This window comes from Thioclava marina (assembly GCF_002020135.1).
In the GTDB taxonomy this organism is placed as follows: Bacteria; Pseudomonadota; Alphaproteobacteria; order Rhodobacterales; family Rhodobacteraceae; genus Thioclava; species Thioclava marina.
The window spans coordinates 312,414-325,749 of record NZ_MPZS01000002.1 but is presented as its reverse complement, the minus strand read 5'-3'; the positions used below and the strand labels follow the sequence as shown (position 1 = coordinate 325,749).

Genomic DNA, 13,336 nt, shown 5'->3' with positions numbered 1-13,336 from the left:
ATATGGTAGGGTCAAACTCATTCCTGGAGATATCCTCCAGAAAGCCCGCGAGCCGCGCTGAGCGCTAGTTTGCGAGGTTAATAACTGGCTAAGAGATTGGCATTTAAGTGAAAAAATCGAAGACCATATATCTGGATCACCAGGCGACGACACCGCTCGATTCGCAGGTTTTTGAGGCTATGCGCCCATATTTCGGCGAAAGCTTTGGGAACCCACATTCTTCCGATCACGCAGCAGGCTGGCGAGCTGCCAAAGCCGTCGAGGGCGCAGCCGAAGATGTGGCCGCGATGATTGGTGCGGACGCCGATGAGATTGTCTTCACATCAGGCGCAACCGAGGCCAACAACTTGGCGTTGTTGGGTGTCGCTAGGCGTGCGGTCGGCGGCGCGCGAAAGCGCATTCTCATGAGCTCGACGGAACACAAATGCGTCTTGGAAGTTGGTCGCGTACTTGAACGGCAACTGGGCTTCACAGTGACCCATTTGTCTGTCGATTCTGAAGGGCGGCTTGATCTGGACATGTTGCGTTCCGAGCTCAATGAGGATGTGCTTCTCATTTCGGTCATGGCAGCCAACAATGAGATCGGAACACTACAGGACATTACCGAAATTGCGCGAATGGTCTCCCAGTCTGGCAGCCTACTACATTGTGACGCAGCACAAGCGCCCTGCGCCATGGACATGTCAAGATTTGCCGACGTCGTGGACCTATTGAGTCTGTCAGCTCACAAAATGTACGGGCCAATGGGTGTCGGCGCTCTATTCGCAAAGCGCGAGCTACAGGGTAGGATCGAGCCGCTCGTGTATGGAGGAGGACAGCAAAATGGGCTTCGGTCCGGCACGCTGCCCACAGCTCTGTGTGTTGGGTTGGGATGTGCTGCGAGGCTCGCCTCTGGTGAGCATGCCATGGGCGAAAGGGAGGCGTTGGCACAACGCAGGGACTTCCTCCTTGAGCGGCTGAGGGAGCTGCCCTATCCCTCTTGGATAAATGGTCCGAAGAACCCTGAACACCGACATCCAGGCAACATCAATATCGGATTTCGTGGCATTGTCGCAGCCGACCTCTTGGGCCGCATCCAACCAAATCTCGCAGCTTCTACAGGATCGGCGTGCACAAGCGGTATTCCCGAGCCGTCGCACGTTCTTCGGGCCATCGGTCTAACTGATGAAGAGGCGGGTGCGTCGATCAGGTTGAGCGTGGGCAGAAGTTCGACTGAAGAAGAATTGGTGAAAGCTGTCGATATCATTCGAGCTGCACTGGAACAGGTATCCAGCGAACGCGATTCCATGTTTGCTTAGACCAAACTCATCCTGAAGCGGCGGCAAGCCGCGCGCGTCCAAACTGAGCGAGATTGGTCCCGATGAGGTCGTCTCGATGACATGGCCTACATGGCGTGGCGAGGATCGAACGGGCGTCAGTTTGTGCATGGTTCGGTGTTGGTGGAGATTGACTTCTCCGAGCCTGACGAGCCGGGTTCAAGGGGGCCGCGATTGGCCTCCTGATCGTGATCCATCTTCGACAAGATGGCGGCATCCAATCCGCGCAGGGTTGGTCAGGGATGCAAGGGGCACGAAGGCTCCTGCTCGATGGGATGGTTCCAAGGAAAGGGTAGCGCGAAAGCTCCCTTCCTGGTCTCGATGAAGTCGTCTCCATGAAATGGTCATGGGGGTATCGGTGGGAGCAGGAACGCTCCCCTGATTGGTGATCGGACGGCCAGACGTTCGTGCATGGTTCGGTGCAGGTGGAGAGGCACTTCTCCAATCCCTGCGAGTGGTTGATCGGCGATACGATCTTCTGGCTCTGGAACGGGTTCAATGCCCTGGAAGAGCCACGGCCTGGGGGATGCAACGGGGGCGCGCAGCGAGCCCCCTTGCCAAGATGGTGTTGTAGTACAACACACATCTTGCAGGCAGTCTTAACCCCGATTTGCGTGTCCTGTCAGGTATTTCGGAGCGCACACCTAAGAGGAGCCCTTCGAACACCTTAGGCGAAGACCATCTCTACGATCAAGCTACAGCCAGATTACCGCTCGTGACCAAGGCCGCCTCGTCGGTGATGCCTGTGACGCCGAGGATGGTCGCCACGGCGGAGAAGCTGTCCCCGCCACCATTGGCATCGACGGAAAGTGTGCTGTCGGTTCCGTTGTCGGTGATCTGAACAAAATCGGTCAGCACGTCGGTCATGGGATCGTAGGCCGAGAGCAAATCGGAAATGTCGATGACATCGCCTTCGCTCGCGCTGAAGTCGGCAATCTGGTCGGTGTTGTTGTAGGCGGTCGTTGCGTCGAAACTGAACGTATCGCTACCGCTGCCGCCCCAGAGCACATCGAGGCCGTCATCGCCATAGATCGTATCGTCACCAACGCCACCGTGCAGGAAGTCATTTCCGTCATCGCCGTGGATGGTATCGGTTCCCGCACCACCATGAACATCATCCGCACCGGCGCCAGCGTCGATAGTGTCGTTTCCGGCATCGCCGATGATCACGTTGTCGCTGCTATTGCCGGACGTGCTGTCATTGCCAGTCGTTCCCCACATCCAGCCATTGTAGCTCTCAAGCTGGTCGGTTTCGAACCCATCGTCGAAGCGCAGGTTTTCGATATGGTCGTAGGATGTCGTCGTGTAGCGCTGGTGATAAAGGAAGACTTCATCCGTACCGGAGTTGACCGTGATGGTCGCGTTGTACGTCCCTGTGTTGGCAATGCTGATCTCATCGACCACAACACCGCCCGTAATCCAGAGTGTATCGTTGCTGGTGTAGTTGCCGTCGCGCAACTCATCGAGGCCACCATCATAGATGTAGAGGTCGTCGCCACCCTGGCCCTTCAGAACATCATTGCCGTCACCGCCAATGAGCGTGTCCGCTCCACCCTGGCCGCTCAGCGTATCGTTTCCGGCAAGCCCGTAGAGCGTGTCGCTGACAGTCCCGCCACTGATATTGCTGTTGGTGATCCCGCCAAACGTGTCGTTCCCTGACGTTCCATAGGTTACGTAGTCCATCGAGGTCAGATCAATCGTTGTGTTCCCGTCATCGAGGCTCACCGTTTCGATCTGCCTGTTCCCGTAGAACATGTTGTCGATGGTGATCGAGTTCACGCCCGTCGTGCCGACCGTAATCACGAGATCGTTCGTTGCTGTGCTGTAGCGGGCGAAAGAAAGATCATCGACGGTCCAGCTATTGTCGATCTCAAGTACATCCGTTCCCGTGCTGTATTCGTTGATCGTATCGTGGCCGCTGACATAAACGTAGTGATCGTTGCCATAGCTACCGTTCATGATGTCGTCACCGGCGCCACCATCCAGATAGTCATTATCCTGACCGCCATGGAGCGTGTCATTGCCAGCTCCGCCATAAAGCGTGTCATCGCCGTAGTTGTTACCGCTGCTCGAACCGAGCGTATCATTGCCTTCATAGCCATAGAGAAGGTCATCCCCGCCCGTACCGCTCAGGGTATCGTTACCGCTCGTGCCCTGCTGGACGTAAGTAACAGCACTCAAATCGACCGTCGTCGTGTTGTCATAGACCAGAGCGGTGATCTGGCTGCCGTTGAACATATTAACAACCGTCAGCGTGTTTGCCGCCGTGAAGTAGATTTGAAGGTCATTGCCGATGCGGTAGTAATCCGGCGTCACCCCGTCATAGGCCGCATCGAGATAGATCGTGCTGCTGGCATTGCCGCTGACCGTCGTGTGGCCGCTCTGATAGTGGAAGTCATCGACTCCACCGCCGCCAATCAGAGTATCATCACCTGCGCCGTCATAGAGCACATCATCATCACCACCGCCGTGCAGATAGTCGTCGCCATCGCCGCCGTAGAGCACATCATCGCCATACTCGCCGTAGATGGTGTCGTTGCCTGCCTCGCCGTAGAGCGTGTCAGCGGTTGAGTCGTTCGTGTTGATCGCGGCCCCGTTGATATAGTCATTGCCTGCACCGCCATAGATCGTGTCGATACCCGTACCGCCCGAACCGATGTGAACACCGTAGATCGTGTCATTGCCCGTCGTGCCGTAGGTCGTCCAGTCCTGGCTATCGAGATCGATGGTGCTGTTGTCGGAAAAGCGGATCGTTTCGACATGGCCATTGCCCTTGAACTGGTCCTCGATGAAAATCTGCCCCGTCTGCGTGCCTGTATCGATATCGATGACCAGCCCGTTGCTGTTGTAGCGCGTCAGGGTCAGATCGCCGCTGTCGATCCCGCTACCGAACACAATCTCGTCGGCATCGTTGCCTGTGCCTATGCCGCTTTCCTTGATGATGTCCCATCCTGTGCTGAGATCGTAGTGGTAGGTGTCATTGCCGCCACCACCAAGCAGGTAATCACTGCCGTTTCCGCCATAGAGCGCATCATCACCGCCATTGCCGTTCAGGGTATCGTTCCCGTCATTGCCATAGAGGGTATCGTTGCCGGTATCGCCGTTCAGCGTGTCATAGCCCGTACCGCCCGTCAGCGTATCATCACCGCTCGTGCCGTTATAGGTCGAGCCAGCGGGCGCGACAAAATCCAGATTCCCGACTATCGTAGAAAGATCGAGGCTGGCATCGCTGTTCGTAATCGCATCATCGAGCGCGGTTTGATCGCCTGTTGAAAGGTTGCTCGTCCCGATGGCGAATTCCACCATGCGGATCACATTGCCCCAGAAGATCGTTTTCTCGCCTGTCGTAGAAAGCGCCGTCGCTTCGGTCTCAAGGCTCGAAAGCGCCGTGCTGTCGATGCCCGTAATCCCGCTGAAACTGTCGCTCGCCACATCGTAGTGGAAGTCGCCGTCAAAAAGCTGTCCACCCGCAACCTGCGTCACGAGGCGGGCATAGATGTTGTTATAGGCGATCTCGAACGCTTCATCGATGAGTGTCGCCGCATACGGACCAGGGTTTGTCGCGCCGCCCGCGTGGACTTGTACGAAATCCTGCCCCATCATCTTCTCCAGGAACTCCAGTTCCTGCGCATCGACATTCACCCCGCGCGAGGTCGGCGGCACGCCGTCAACGCCCGCCCAACGGAACATGATGTCCCGAATGTCTGTGCGGATGTCGTTGGTTTCGTCAAACAGATTGGCGAAGGATGTGTCGTTCAAGTCCGAGACAAGGTCAAGAAGGTTCCCCGTACCAGTGTTGTCGAGTGACATAGCGACTTGCATAACTGAAATAATTCCATATCCTCTCAGATTACTTAGCCCGATAGTGTCCGGATTTAATTCGAAACTCTGATCATACACAGAGTTCAGATCACTATATTTAAAGTATGCATCCACAACATCATTAACATTTCCATTGATTGTGAACGTACTTTCCTGCAACACATCGTTGCCCGCGATAGTAGTGGCTACATTGCTGTATCCCAAATCAATACTGGTGATTAAAAGATCGCTCATCGAGTGAAGCTCTGTGTCCTCCGAATAACCGTTTGAGTTCGCATCTCTCCAGACTATGAGGTTATCCCAGGCCGAGTCAGATAAATCTATGACGCCATCATCGTTTGAGTCATAAGCAGAAAGAGCTAGAAATCCGTTTTCATACCCTGTCTGGTTTCCAAACAACTCGGCGGAGTCATTGATGATCCCATCGTTATTTAGGTCTATGGCCAAGAGGCCGTCATCTGAGCCAACCCACCCAGAAGCCTCCGCAAAACCATCAACATCAATGTCCCAATATACCGCTCCGGCGCTTTGTAGCGATACGAGTTCCACGCCATCTCCATCAAGATCGAGAACAAGCGGGCTGGAACTATTGCTGCCATCGTCGAAATTCGATTTCACATCGTCCGCATAGCCACCAGTGCTAGAACCATCGTCGTCGCCACCTCCAGCGTCCAAATGTGATAGACCGTCTTGAATATCGTCATCATCGTCGCTATCACCACCATCTCCGTTCGCATCTTCGTCTCCAGACTGAGGCTTAACACCTTGGACGGGCGGTTCATCGTACAAATCCCAATCGAACGGGGAATTTACCTCAACATTTTCTAGGCTGTTTAGGTAATTGAGATACGCAAGCAAACCCGGATGTTCGCTCGCGAATGTTGAATCAAAGTCTGGGACATTAATAGATAGGGTGTCTGTAGACGGGTCCACCGCACCGGAGCTACTATTAGGATCATCGCCATTTGACCAACGCTTGTGAACGGCTTCGAGAATATCCATATATTCATGATCAGAAGGCATTACGGACGTATCACCCGCTAAGATCGCGCCTTCTTTCAGTCTTCTATTCGCGACGCCCGCAACGGCGGCCTTAGGGTCTCCGGCACTGTAGAGAGCATTTGATTCCTCAAGCACCTCAGTTAGCGCTCCATTTGCATCATTATTGAGGAAGGCCGTTCTCAGATTTTGTCCGAGAAGGTCAGGAAGATTATAATAAAGACTTAAACTTGTGAGCAACTCGTTGGGGCTAAGGTAGGTACCGGACAGGTCAGGCGCCCCCTGAAAGACAAGTTCCATATCGGCAAGCCTTGATGTGATAGCCAAGTCCGTAAGCGCATCGCTCTGGCTCTGAGAGATTGAAAGGTTTCCGAGATAAACATCTTCCTGATTGGCAAGTGAGATGCCAGCATTTGCCAGAACAGAAGAAAGGCTCGGATTGTTGGTCTGGAAATCGGTTGGCGTGCCACCAGTAATAACTTCACCATACTGATCCATATTATAGCCGACACCTATTGTACGTAACCCATTCGTGTCATCATACGCAGTAAGCCTAACTCCCTCAACATCGCCAAGAAGTGCGCGAGCTGCACTCATAAAGGTTGAGTCGCTAGCAGCACTGCTGACATCATCGCCTTGATAGCTGCTAACAGTCGCTAGATCGTCAATAATATCCTGAATATTGCTTTCTGCCGTTCCGTCTAGCTCAAGATCCAATGTAACACTAGTCATTTCTATTTTTCTCCCGTAAATTGCTTTGGATTAAATCTAAGGCTTTCACATTTCCGTCGCGCGAAACCTGTGCAGGCGTGGATATAATGAAATCCATTAAAATACTGGTATGCCATAATATGTGGAGCGTAGGCCTCCTTGAAAGCATCAAACCCAGCCATAGGCACTACATTCTGGTTTCCGAATTCCTCAAATGTATGAGCTGTGTTTCCGTTAATCTTCACGTTCACGGTGTACCACCGGCTGTTAAGGCACGGACTTTCCTGGCAGTTAAATTGGATCAACTCGAATTCGACTTTGACATCATATTGCGGGAATGAGCATGTTGGATTGTCGTGACCAGTCCATAGACCATATATGTCCGCTTGCTCTTTCTTGACTTTGCCATAAGATCTTGTCGTTGTTAGTTCCGCATAGCCGATTTCGGGTATGCACGAGAACTTCAGGTACTCGTGAATTTCATCGGCCTTGCCCTGCGCCGGCCACAGCAAAACTGCGGAAATAAAAGCAACTATTCTAAGAAAAGTCATGTTCGCCCCACAAAAAACAAAATTCAGCGTACACATAATATTTCTCATTTCATATCTTGAAAATTGAATTTGTTTTTGGCCTAATGATCGATGGCTCGATAGACTAAAGTATTATGACAACGCTGAGTTTTTCCGACGATACTTGGCTACCCACAACGTCCGCCCTTTTCACAGCGCTCGCGAATCTTGGCAGAGCTATTTTAACGTCGCCAAGGACGTGCATACGGGCGTATGCGTGGCATGCTCTCTGGGCTCCGAATCTTTCGCATGGCACGCCGCATCTAGTGGGTGTGGCTTTGAACGGGGCTCGGGTGGAAAAATCGCTTCGGCCAGGTTCATCTTCGATTGGTCGAACGTGGCTCTCTTCATTGACTGATGGCGGCGCTCTCTAGAAGGCCGCGAAGGAAGGGTAATAACGCCCTTCCTGCGGCCTGGACTGTCCAACCCGTCCCACACGCGAGTTCACGGGTCCGTGATTACTCTGGATATTTTCAAAAAATGTGGCATAGGCTTGAGATGCGACATCAATCAAAGCCAACTCCAAACCCCCTAGGCAAGCTGCTGAGCGGCGGGTCGATTATTGCACTTTCGTCAGCCCTCGGGCGGGCAACGGGCGCGTCGAGCGATCCCGTCTCCGCTGCCTATTCGGGCTTCATGCTGCTGGCGGGCATCTGGCTCGTCGCCAGTGGCGGCCTCGATCTCATCCGCAAGGTCGCCCTGCGGACCGCTCGCAAGCGGGCCGAGAAGCCGACAGGCGTCTATGGCGAGGCCAAGCTGGCCACGCCGCAGGATTGCGCCGATGCGGGCCTGACCAAGCCGAACGGCCTGTTCCTTGGGCTGCTGCGTGGCATACCACTTTTCTTCAACGGCAAGGCACACCTCATCACCGTGGCCCCCGCTCGTCAGGGCAAAGGCGTCACGGTCGTCATTCCGAACCTGCTGCACTATTCGGGCTCGGTGTTCGTCACCGATCCGAAGGGTGAACTCGCCGCCGTGACGGCACGGCATCGGAAAGAGACGTTCGGGCAGCAGGTCGTCTACCTGAATCCGTGGGGGCTGCATGGCTTGCCGCGCCATCGGTACAATCCGCTTCAACCTCTCATCGACATGGCAGCCGATCCGCGCCGCCACCACGAACTCGGCGACACCGTGCGCTCCAACGCGTTCATGCTCATCCCCGAACCTGCGGGCGGGGATAGGAACCAGCATTTCAGGGACGGCTCGCGCAACCAACTCGAAGGTCTGCAATTGCAGTTTGCGACGTGTGGAAGGCCGGAGCGCTGCACGCTGCCCAACCTCTGGAAGACCATCAAGAACCCTGAACTTCTGGAAATGACCTTTATCGCCATGTCGGAGTCCGATGCGCTCGACGGTGTGGTGTCAGCCTATGGGCGGGAATTGCTGCACCAGATGGAGGAAGGGTCGCGCCAATTCGAGGACTTCCGGACGGGCGCATCGAATGCGCTTCAGGTGTTCCGGCCTGGCGGGCCGCTGGCCGATGCCGTGTCCAGCTCCGATGTCAGCCTTGAAACCCTCAAGACCGAAAGCACGACGGTCTATGTCATGATCCCCGCCGAGCGGATCAGCGACTATGGCATGTGGCTGGGGCTGGTCAGCAAGCACGCCATCAATGCGGTCGCGACACAGCGCACCAATCAGCGCGTCCTGTTCCTGCTCGACGAGTTCGCGAACATGGGCAAGATCGCGGGGCTCGCCGAAGCCCTGACGCTGCTGCCTGGCTATGGCGTCCGCGTCTGGGCCATCGTGCAGGACCTCCAGCATCTACGGCAGGTCTACGGGCGCGAGACCGCCGACATCATCCTGAGCCAATCCGAGGTAAAGCAATTCTTCTCGGTGCAGGACGTGGACCTCGCGCAACGGCTCTCGCGGCAGATGGGAGAGCAATCCATCGTCACGCGGAACTACAACCTCGGCCAGACCGAGGATGACGAACTCGGTGTCAGCCTGTCCGAGCGCGGCGTCTCCCTCATGCTGCCGCAGGACATCATGGGCCTGCCAGACGATCACCAGCTTCTGTTCGTGAAATCCGCCCCGCCCATTCTGGCAGAGAAGGTTCCCTATTGGGACGTGTCGCCCTGGGTAGATTGGGCCGATCAGAACCCCATGGAAGGCGATCACCGGCGCGGGCGCAAGCCGCGCCTGCGCCTTCGCTACACCATCAAAGGAGGCAAGCATGACTGAGGTCAAAGTCGAAATCCTGAGCCGCAAACCGCCGCGTCCGCGCAAATTCAAGTGGGTGCGCGTGGATCGGGTCAAGAAGGCACAGCCCAGGACAAGCGCCGTCGCAAGCGCCGCCAAACTGGCTTGGTGGCTTGTGAAACCGCGCCGCGCAAGCTGGGCGCTCGCCTCGACTGTGGCCGTGGTGGTCATGTTCGGCACGCCGCACATGCTCGTCACCTATCGGTGCGGCGGGCAGCGCTGCGATGAGTGCCGCTACATCGGCGTTCAGGGGATGCGCAGCCATCTCGGCCCGAATTGGACCTGCCCCGTCATCACCATGCTGCCCGTCGATTGGGCCGCGCTGCAACGGCAGCTCTTCAACTGAGCCATGACCAAAGGAGATTGAAGATGAAATTCCTCGAAACCCTGAAAGATCAGATCAGCGGCACGCCGCGCGTCAGCGGTCACGCGGGAGATTTCCGCCTGACAGCCACCCATCGGCTGCCGTCCAGCGGCGATGAAATGATAACCGTGTTTCGGATCATCGGGTTCGGCGGCGCTGCCGCGATCCTCGTCGCGCAGTATCGCCCCGACACCCCGCCCGACCCGAACGCCAATATCTTCCTCGAATTCGGCAACATGGTCGTTGCGGGGCTCTCGAATGCGGTCGCCCGCCTGGGCGATGTGATTGAACAGGGTACGCTCGACGTGCCGCTGGAAAGCCTGCACGGCTGGGGATTGGCACTCGCCTTCCTCGGAGGCGTCACCGTGTTTCGCCATTCGGGGCTGTTCGACCTCTACACGTACCTGACCAATCGGGAACACGTCAGGATCGCTGTGGATCGAGAAACCCTGACGCTGCGGCGCGGGACGTATGGTCTACCCAAACGGTTCGCGCGAGACGGAATTCAGGACGTTCTGATCCTGCCGAACCACAAGACGGGCCATGACGTGATGCTCCAGCATGACGGCAAACTGACCCGCCTTGCCAGCATCTTCGGCGACCTGACCAGGCCGACGCTCTTCAAGCTGAAACTCGAAGAAGCGCTAGCTGGTGGCCAGCTCTCCCCGACCACAAGACCTGACACACTTTTGCAAGCACACAACTAAAGGTTGTATACTTAGAGATAGGGCATCGACTGCGCTGTCCAGAAAGGTAAGACGATGAAAGACGATATCAGAAACGGCAACGGCACTGGCCTCTCTGAGAAATTCGCCTCTTCGGCGCAGCGCATCGTGGAAATAGACGTCGCAAAGTATCAGGCGCACCTGGATGCCTCAGACCTGACGCCAGAGCAGAAAGAAAACGTTCTGCGGGGGCTCCTGTCTATCATCCTCGCAATCAGCGATCTTGGATTTGAGGTGCGTCCACTGGAAGAATTCAGTGGAAAAGACCTCAAAAAACGCACTCAGAGCCCCAAAGCGACCTTGGATCGGGTAAGATCGAAGGAGCAGCTCAATCTTGGAAGCAATAGAAATTCCGGCCCGATGGGCGGTCTGGAGGTAGAATGACGAACAAAAACATTGAACAAGGGGACACGCGCGCGGTGATCTACTGCCGCGTGTCCAGCACAAAGCAGAAGACCGAAGGCAGCGGTCTCGAAGGTCAGGAGCATCGTTGCCGCCAATATGCGGCTGCGCAAGGCTACGAGGTCGAAGCCGTGTTCCCCGACGATGCGTCGGGCGGCGGCGACTTCATGAAACGGCCTGGCATGGTCGCGCTACTGACCTACCTCGATGCGCAGCCTGACAAGAACTACGTGGTCATCTTCGATGATCTCAAGCGCTTCGCGCGGGATACCGAGTTTCACATCAAGCTGCGGCGCGAGTTTCTGCAACGCGACGCGCGGATCGAATGCCTAAACTTCAAGCTCGACGATACGCCCGAGGGCAAATTCGTCGAAACGATCTTCGCGGCCCAAGGCGAACTGGAACGCGAGCAGAACAGGCGGCAGGTGATCCAGAAGATGAAGGCGAGGGTCGAGAAAGGCTATTACGTCTTCCATCCGCCTGTGGGCTACCGCTACGCCAAGGATCGCATTCATGGCAAGTTGCTCGTCCGTGACGAGCCTGTGGCTTCGATCATCGCAGAGGCGCTCGAAAGCTATGCCAGCGGGCGGCTCGCGTCACAGAGCGAGGTGATGCGCTTCTTTGAGAGTAAGCCTGATTTCCCGAAATCCTCCGATGACGGCAGCGTCCGCATTACCAAGGTCAGGGAAATCTTGGAACGTCCAACCTACGCGGGATACGTCGAAGCCCCGAATTGGGGTGTCAGCTTGCGCAAAGGGCATCATGAGCCCCTTATCAGCTTTGCCACGCATGAGCGCGTCCAGGCGCGCCTCAAGGGCAATGCCAACGCTCCCGCGCGCAAGGACATCAACGAAGATTTCCCGCTACGTGGGTTCGTGCTGTGCGACGATTGCGGGGAGGCTATGACTTCTTGTTGGTCCAAGGGGCGCAACAAGCACTATCCCTACTACCTTTGCGACACGCCAGACTGCGCGTCTAAGCGCAAGTCTATCCCGCGTGCCGATATCGAAGAGGGAGCGGAAGCGATCCTTCGCTCTCTGCAACCCGCCACGCAGCTCTTCGATCTGGTCAGGGCCATGTTCATCGACGTTTGGGAAATGCGTCTCACCGAGGCGCGTAGCGCCAGAAAGACGCTAGAGTCCCAGATCAAGGATATCGACGGCCAGACCGAGGCGCTCCTTGATCGGATCGTCGAAGCGACGAGCCCCTCTGTCATTCAGGCGTATGAAGCGCGGATCGAAAAGCTGGAACGGCAGAAGATCAGGCTTTCCGAACAGGCGGCGCAAATAGTGCCGCCAAAAGGACGCCTGGAGGAATTTATCGAACACGCCCTGACATTTCTGGGAAACCCTTGGTTTCTTTACGAAAAGGGCGGATTCGCCTTCAAGAGAACTGTGCTGAAATTGGCTTTCGCAGAGCCTCTGCGGTACAGCCGTGATGGAGGTTATCGAACCGCTAAAATCACCTTTCCATTCAAGGTGTTAGCGGATTTCTCAACACAAAAGTGCGATTTGGTGGAGCCAAGGGGAGTCGAACCCCTGACCTCTTGAATGCCATTCAAGCGCTCTCCCAACTGAGCTATGGCCCCACCGGAGGTCCAGCGCGGGGCGTGCCCGGCTGCGTGGGGAGGCGTATAGGCAAAGCGCCGAGTGGGCGCAAGAGGAATTTTGCGCGTTCCGCGCGGATTTTCCGTGGCAACGGTTATTCCCTTGCGGCAGCGGAGGAAAACCGGCGCCGGACGCGATCGCCCGCACGGAATGAGGTGGGGCTGCAGGCGCGTGGCAGGCATGGAAAAAGGCGCGAAGGGATGCCCTCGCGCCTCGATCCGAACCCGTCCGGGGTAACCCGGTCAGCTGTCTTCCTTGTCCTCGGTGCTGACATCGGCGATGTCGTCGAGCGAGACGTTGTCGTCATCGTCATCCTCGAGCAGATCATCGTCGAGATCCACGTCGCCGGTGTCGGCGTCGAGATCGTCATCTTCGAGGTCGATGTCCTCTTCCTTCTGCGACGCGGTCTTGTCGGTGACCAGAGTGCGCGTGCTGCCGGCGTTCAACGCCTCCAGCGTGAAGGTGTTGTTGCAGACCGGGCAGGTCATCGGGTCGTTATTCAGGTCGTAGAAGCGGCTCGCGCAATGCGGGCAGAGACGCTTGACGCCCCATTCCTCTTTCGGCATGGAATTCTCCTGCACACTTATCCAGCAGAGTCGCAGCCAACTGCCACAGCACA

General features: G+C 56.2%; 9 protein-coding genes, 1 tRNA gene and 1 pseudogene. 6 read left to right on the top strand and 5 right to left on the bottom strand.

The genetic code is table 11. The features are described 5' to 3' along the window. The first annotated feature begins 107 nt into the window (after positions 1-107). Positions 108-1,298, top strand: a complete 1,191-nt coding sequence (locus tag BMG00_RS11805) for a cysteine desulfurase family protein (RefSeq protein WP_078574467.1) — start codon at positions 108-110, stop codon at positions 1,296-1,298. A gap of 708 nt (positions 1,299-2,006) precedes the next feature. On the opposite strand, the gene BMG00_RS11800 is transcribed toward BMG00_RS11805, so the two are convergent. Together BMG00_RS11800 and BMG00_RS17505 are read right to left on the bottom strand one after the other, a co-directional pair. Next, complete coding sequence (locus BMG00_RS11800) at positions 2,007-6,869, bottom strand: type I secretion C-terminal target domain-containing protein (RefSeq protein ID WP_078574466.1); 4,863 nt, start codon at positions 6,867-6,869, stop codon at positions 2,007-2,009. Between the two features lie 2 nt (positions 6,870-6,871). After that, entirely contained in the window at positions 6,872-7,435 is a 564-nt protein-coding gene (locus BMG00_RS17505) for a hypothetical protein (protein WP_146642619.1), read from the bottom strand. Between the two features lie 480 nt (positions 7,436-7,915). On the opposite strand from BMG00_RS17505, the gene BMG00_RS11795 reads away from it, so the two are divergent. The 5 genes and pseudogenes from BMG00_RS11795 to BMG00_RS17810 all read left to right on the top strand — a co-directional run. Next, on the top strand, positions 7,916-9,601 hold the full coding sequence (locus BMG00_RS11795) for a type IV secretory system conjugative DNA transfer family protein (protein ID WP_158521718.1): 1,686 nt from the start codon (positions 7,916-7,918) through the stop codon (positions 9,599-9,601). Further along, positions 9,594-9,965, top strand: a complete 372-nt coding sequence (locus BMG00_RS11790; protein WP_078574464.1) for a hypothetical protein — start codon at positions 9,594-9,596, stop codon at positions 9,963-9,965. The genes BMG00_RS11795 and BMG00_RS11790 overlap by 8 nt, the downstream gene beginning before the upstream one ends. A gap of 23 nt (positions 9,966-9,988) precedes the next feature. Next, positions 9,989-10,690, top strand: a complete 702-nt coding sequence (locus BMG00_RS11785) for a hypothetical protein (protein ID WP_078574463.1) — start codon at positions 9,989-9,991, stop codon at positions 10,688-10,690. 54 nt (positions 10,691-10,744) lie between these two features. Then, complete coding sequence (locus BMG00_RS11780) at positions 10,745-11,092, top strand: hypothetical protein (protein WP_078574462.1); 348 nt, start codon at positions 10,745-10,747, stop codon at positions 11,090-11,092. Then, positions 11,089-12,111: pseudogene (locus tag BMG00_RS17810) on the top strand (recombinase family protein); the annotation flags it as partial. The gene BMG00_RS11780 and the pseudogene BMG00_RS17810, both read left to right, overlap by 4 nt. Positions 12,112-12,243: 132 nt before the next feature. On the opposite strand, the gene BMG00_RS17805 reads toward BMG00_RS17810, so the two are convergent. The 3 genes from BMG00_RS17805 to BMG00_RS11765 all read right to left on the bottom strand — a co-directional run bounded on the left by BMG00_RS17805 (position 12,244) and on the right by BMG00_RS11765 (position 13,283). After that, positions 12,244-12,438 carry a hypothetical protein gene (locus BMG00_RS17805; RefSeq protein WP_245795023.1) on the bottom strand — a complete coding sequence of 65 codons (195 nt, stop codon included), beginning with the start codon at positions 12,436-12,438 and terminating at the stop codon, positions 12,244-12,246. Between the two features lie 184 nt (positions 12,439-12,622). Beyond that, a tRNA-Ala gene (locus BMG00_RS11770) sits at positions 12,623-12,698 on the bottom strand. A gap of 261 nt (positions 12,699-12,959) precedes the next feature. After that, positions 12,960-13,283, bottom strand: coding sequence for an FYDLN acid domain-containing protein (locus tag BMG00_RS11765; protein ID WP_078529959.1), 324 nt, complete (start codon positions 13,281-13,283; stop codon positions 12,960-12,962). Positions 13,284-13,336: the final 53 nt, after the last annotated feature.

Bases quoted from the DNA above. Each gene is read 5' to 3' on its own strand.
- BMG00_RS11800 (WP_078574466.1), bottom strand. From the start codon at position 6,869: ATGACTAGTGTTACATTGGATCTTGAGCTAGACGGAACGGCAGAAAGC.
- BMG00_RS17505 (WP_146642619.1), bottom strand. From the start codon at position 7,435: ATGTGTACGCTGAATTTTGTTTTTTGTGGGGCGAACATGACTTTTCTT.
- BMG00_RS11795 (WP_158521718.1), top strand. From the start codon at position 7,916: ATGCGACATCAATCAAAGCCAACTCCAAACCCCCTAGGCAAGCTGCTG.
- BMG00_RS11790 (WP_078574464.1), top strand. From the start codon at position 9,594: ATGACTGAGGTCAAAGTCGAAATCCTGAGCCGCAAACCGCCGCGTCCG.
- BMG00_RS11785 (WP_078574463.1), top strand. From the start codon at position 9,989: ATGAAATTCCTCGAAACCCTGAAAGATCAGATCAGCGGCACGCCGCGC.
- BMG00_RS11780 (WP_078574462.1), top strand. From the start codon at position 10,745: ATGAAAGACGATATCAGAAACGGCAACGGCACTGGCCTCTCTGAGAAA.
- BMG00_RS11765 (WP_078529959.1), bottom strand. From the start codon at position 13,283: ATGCCGAAAGAGGAATGGGGCGTCAAGCGTCTCTGCCCGCATTGCGCG.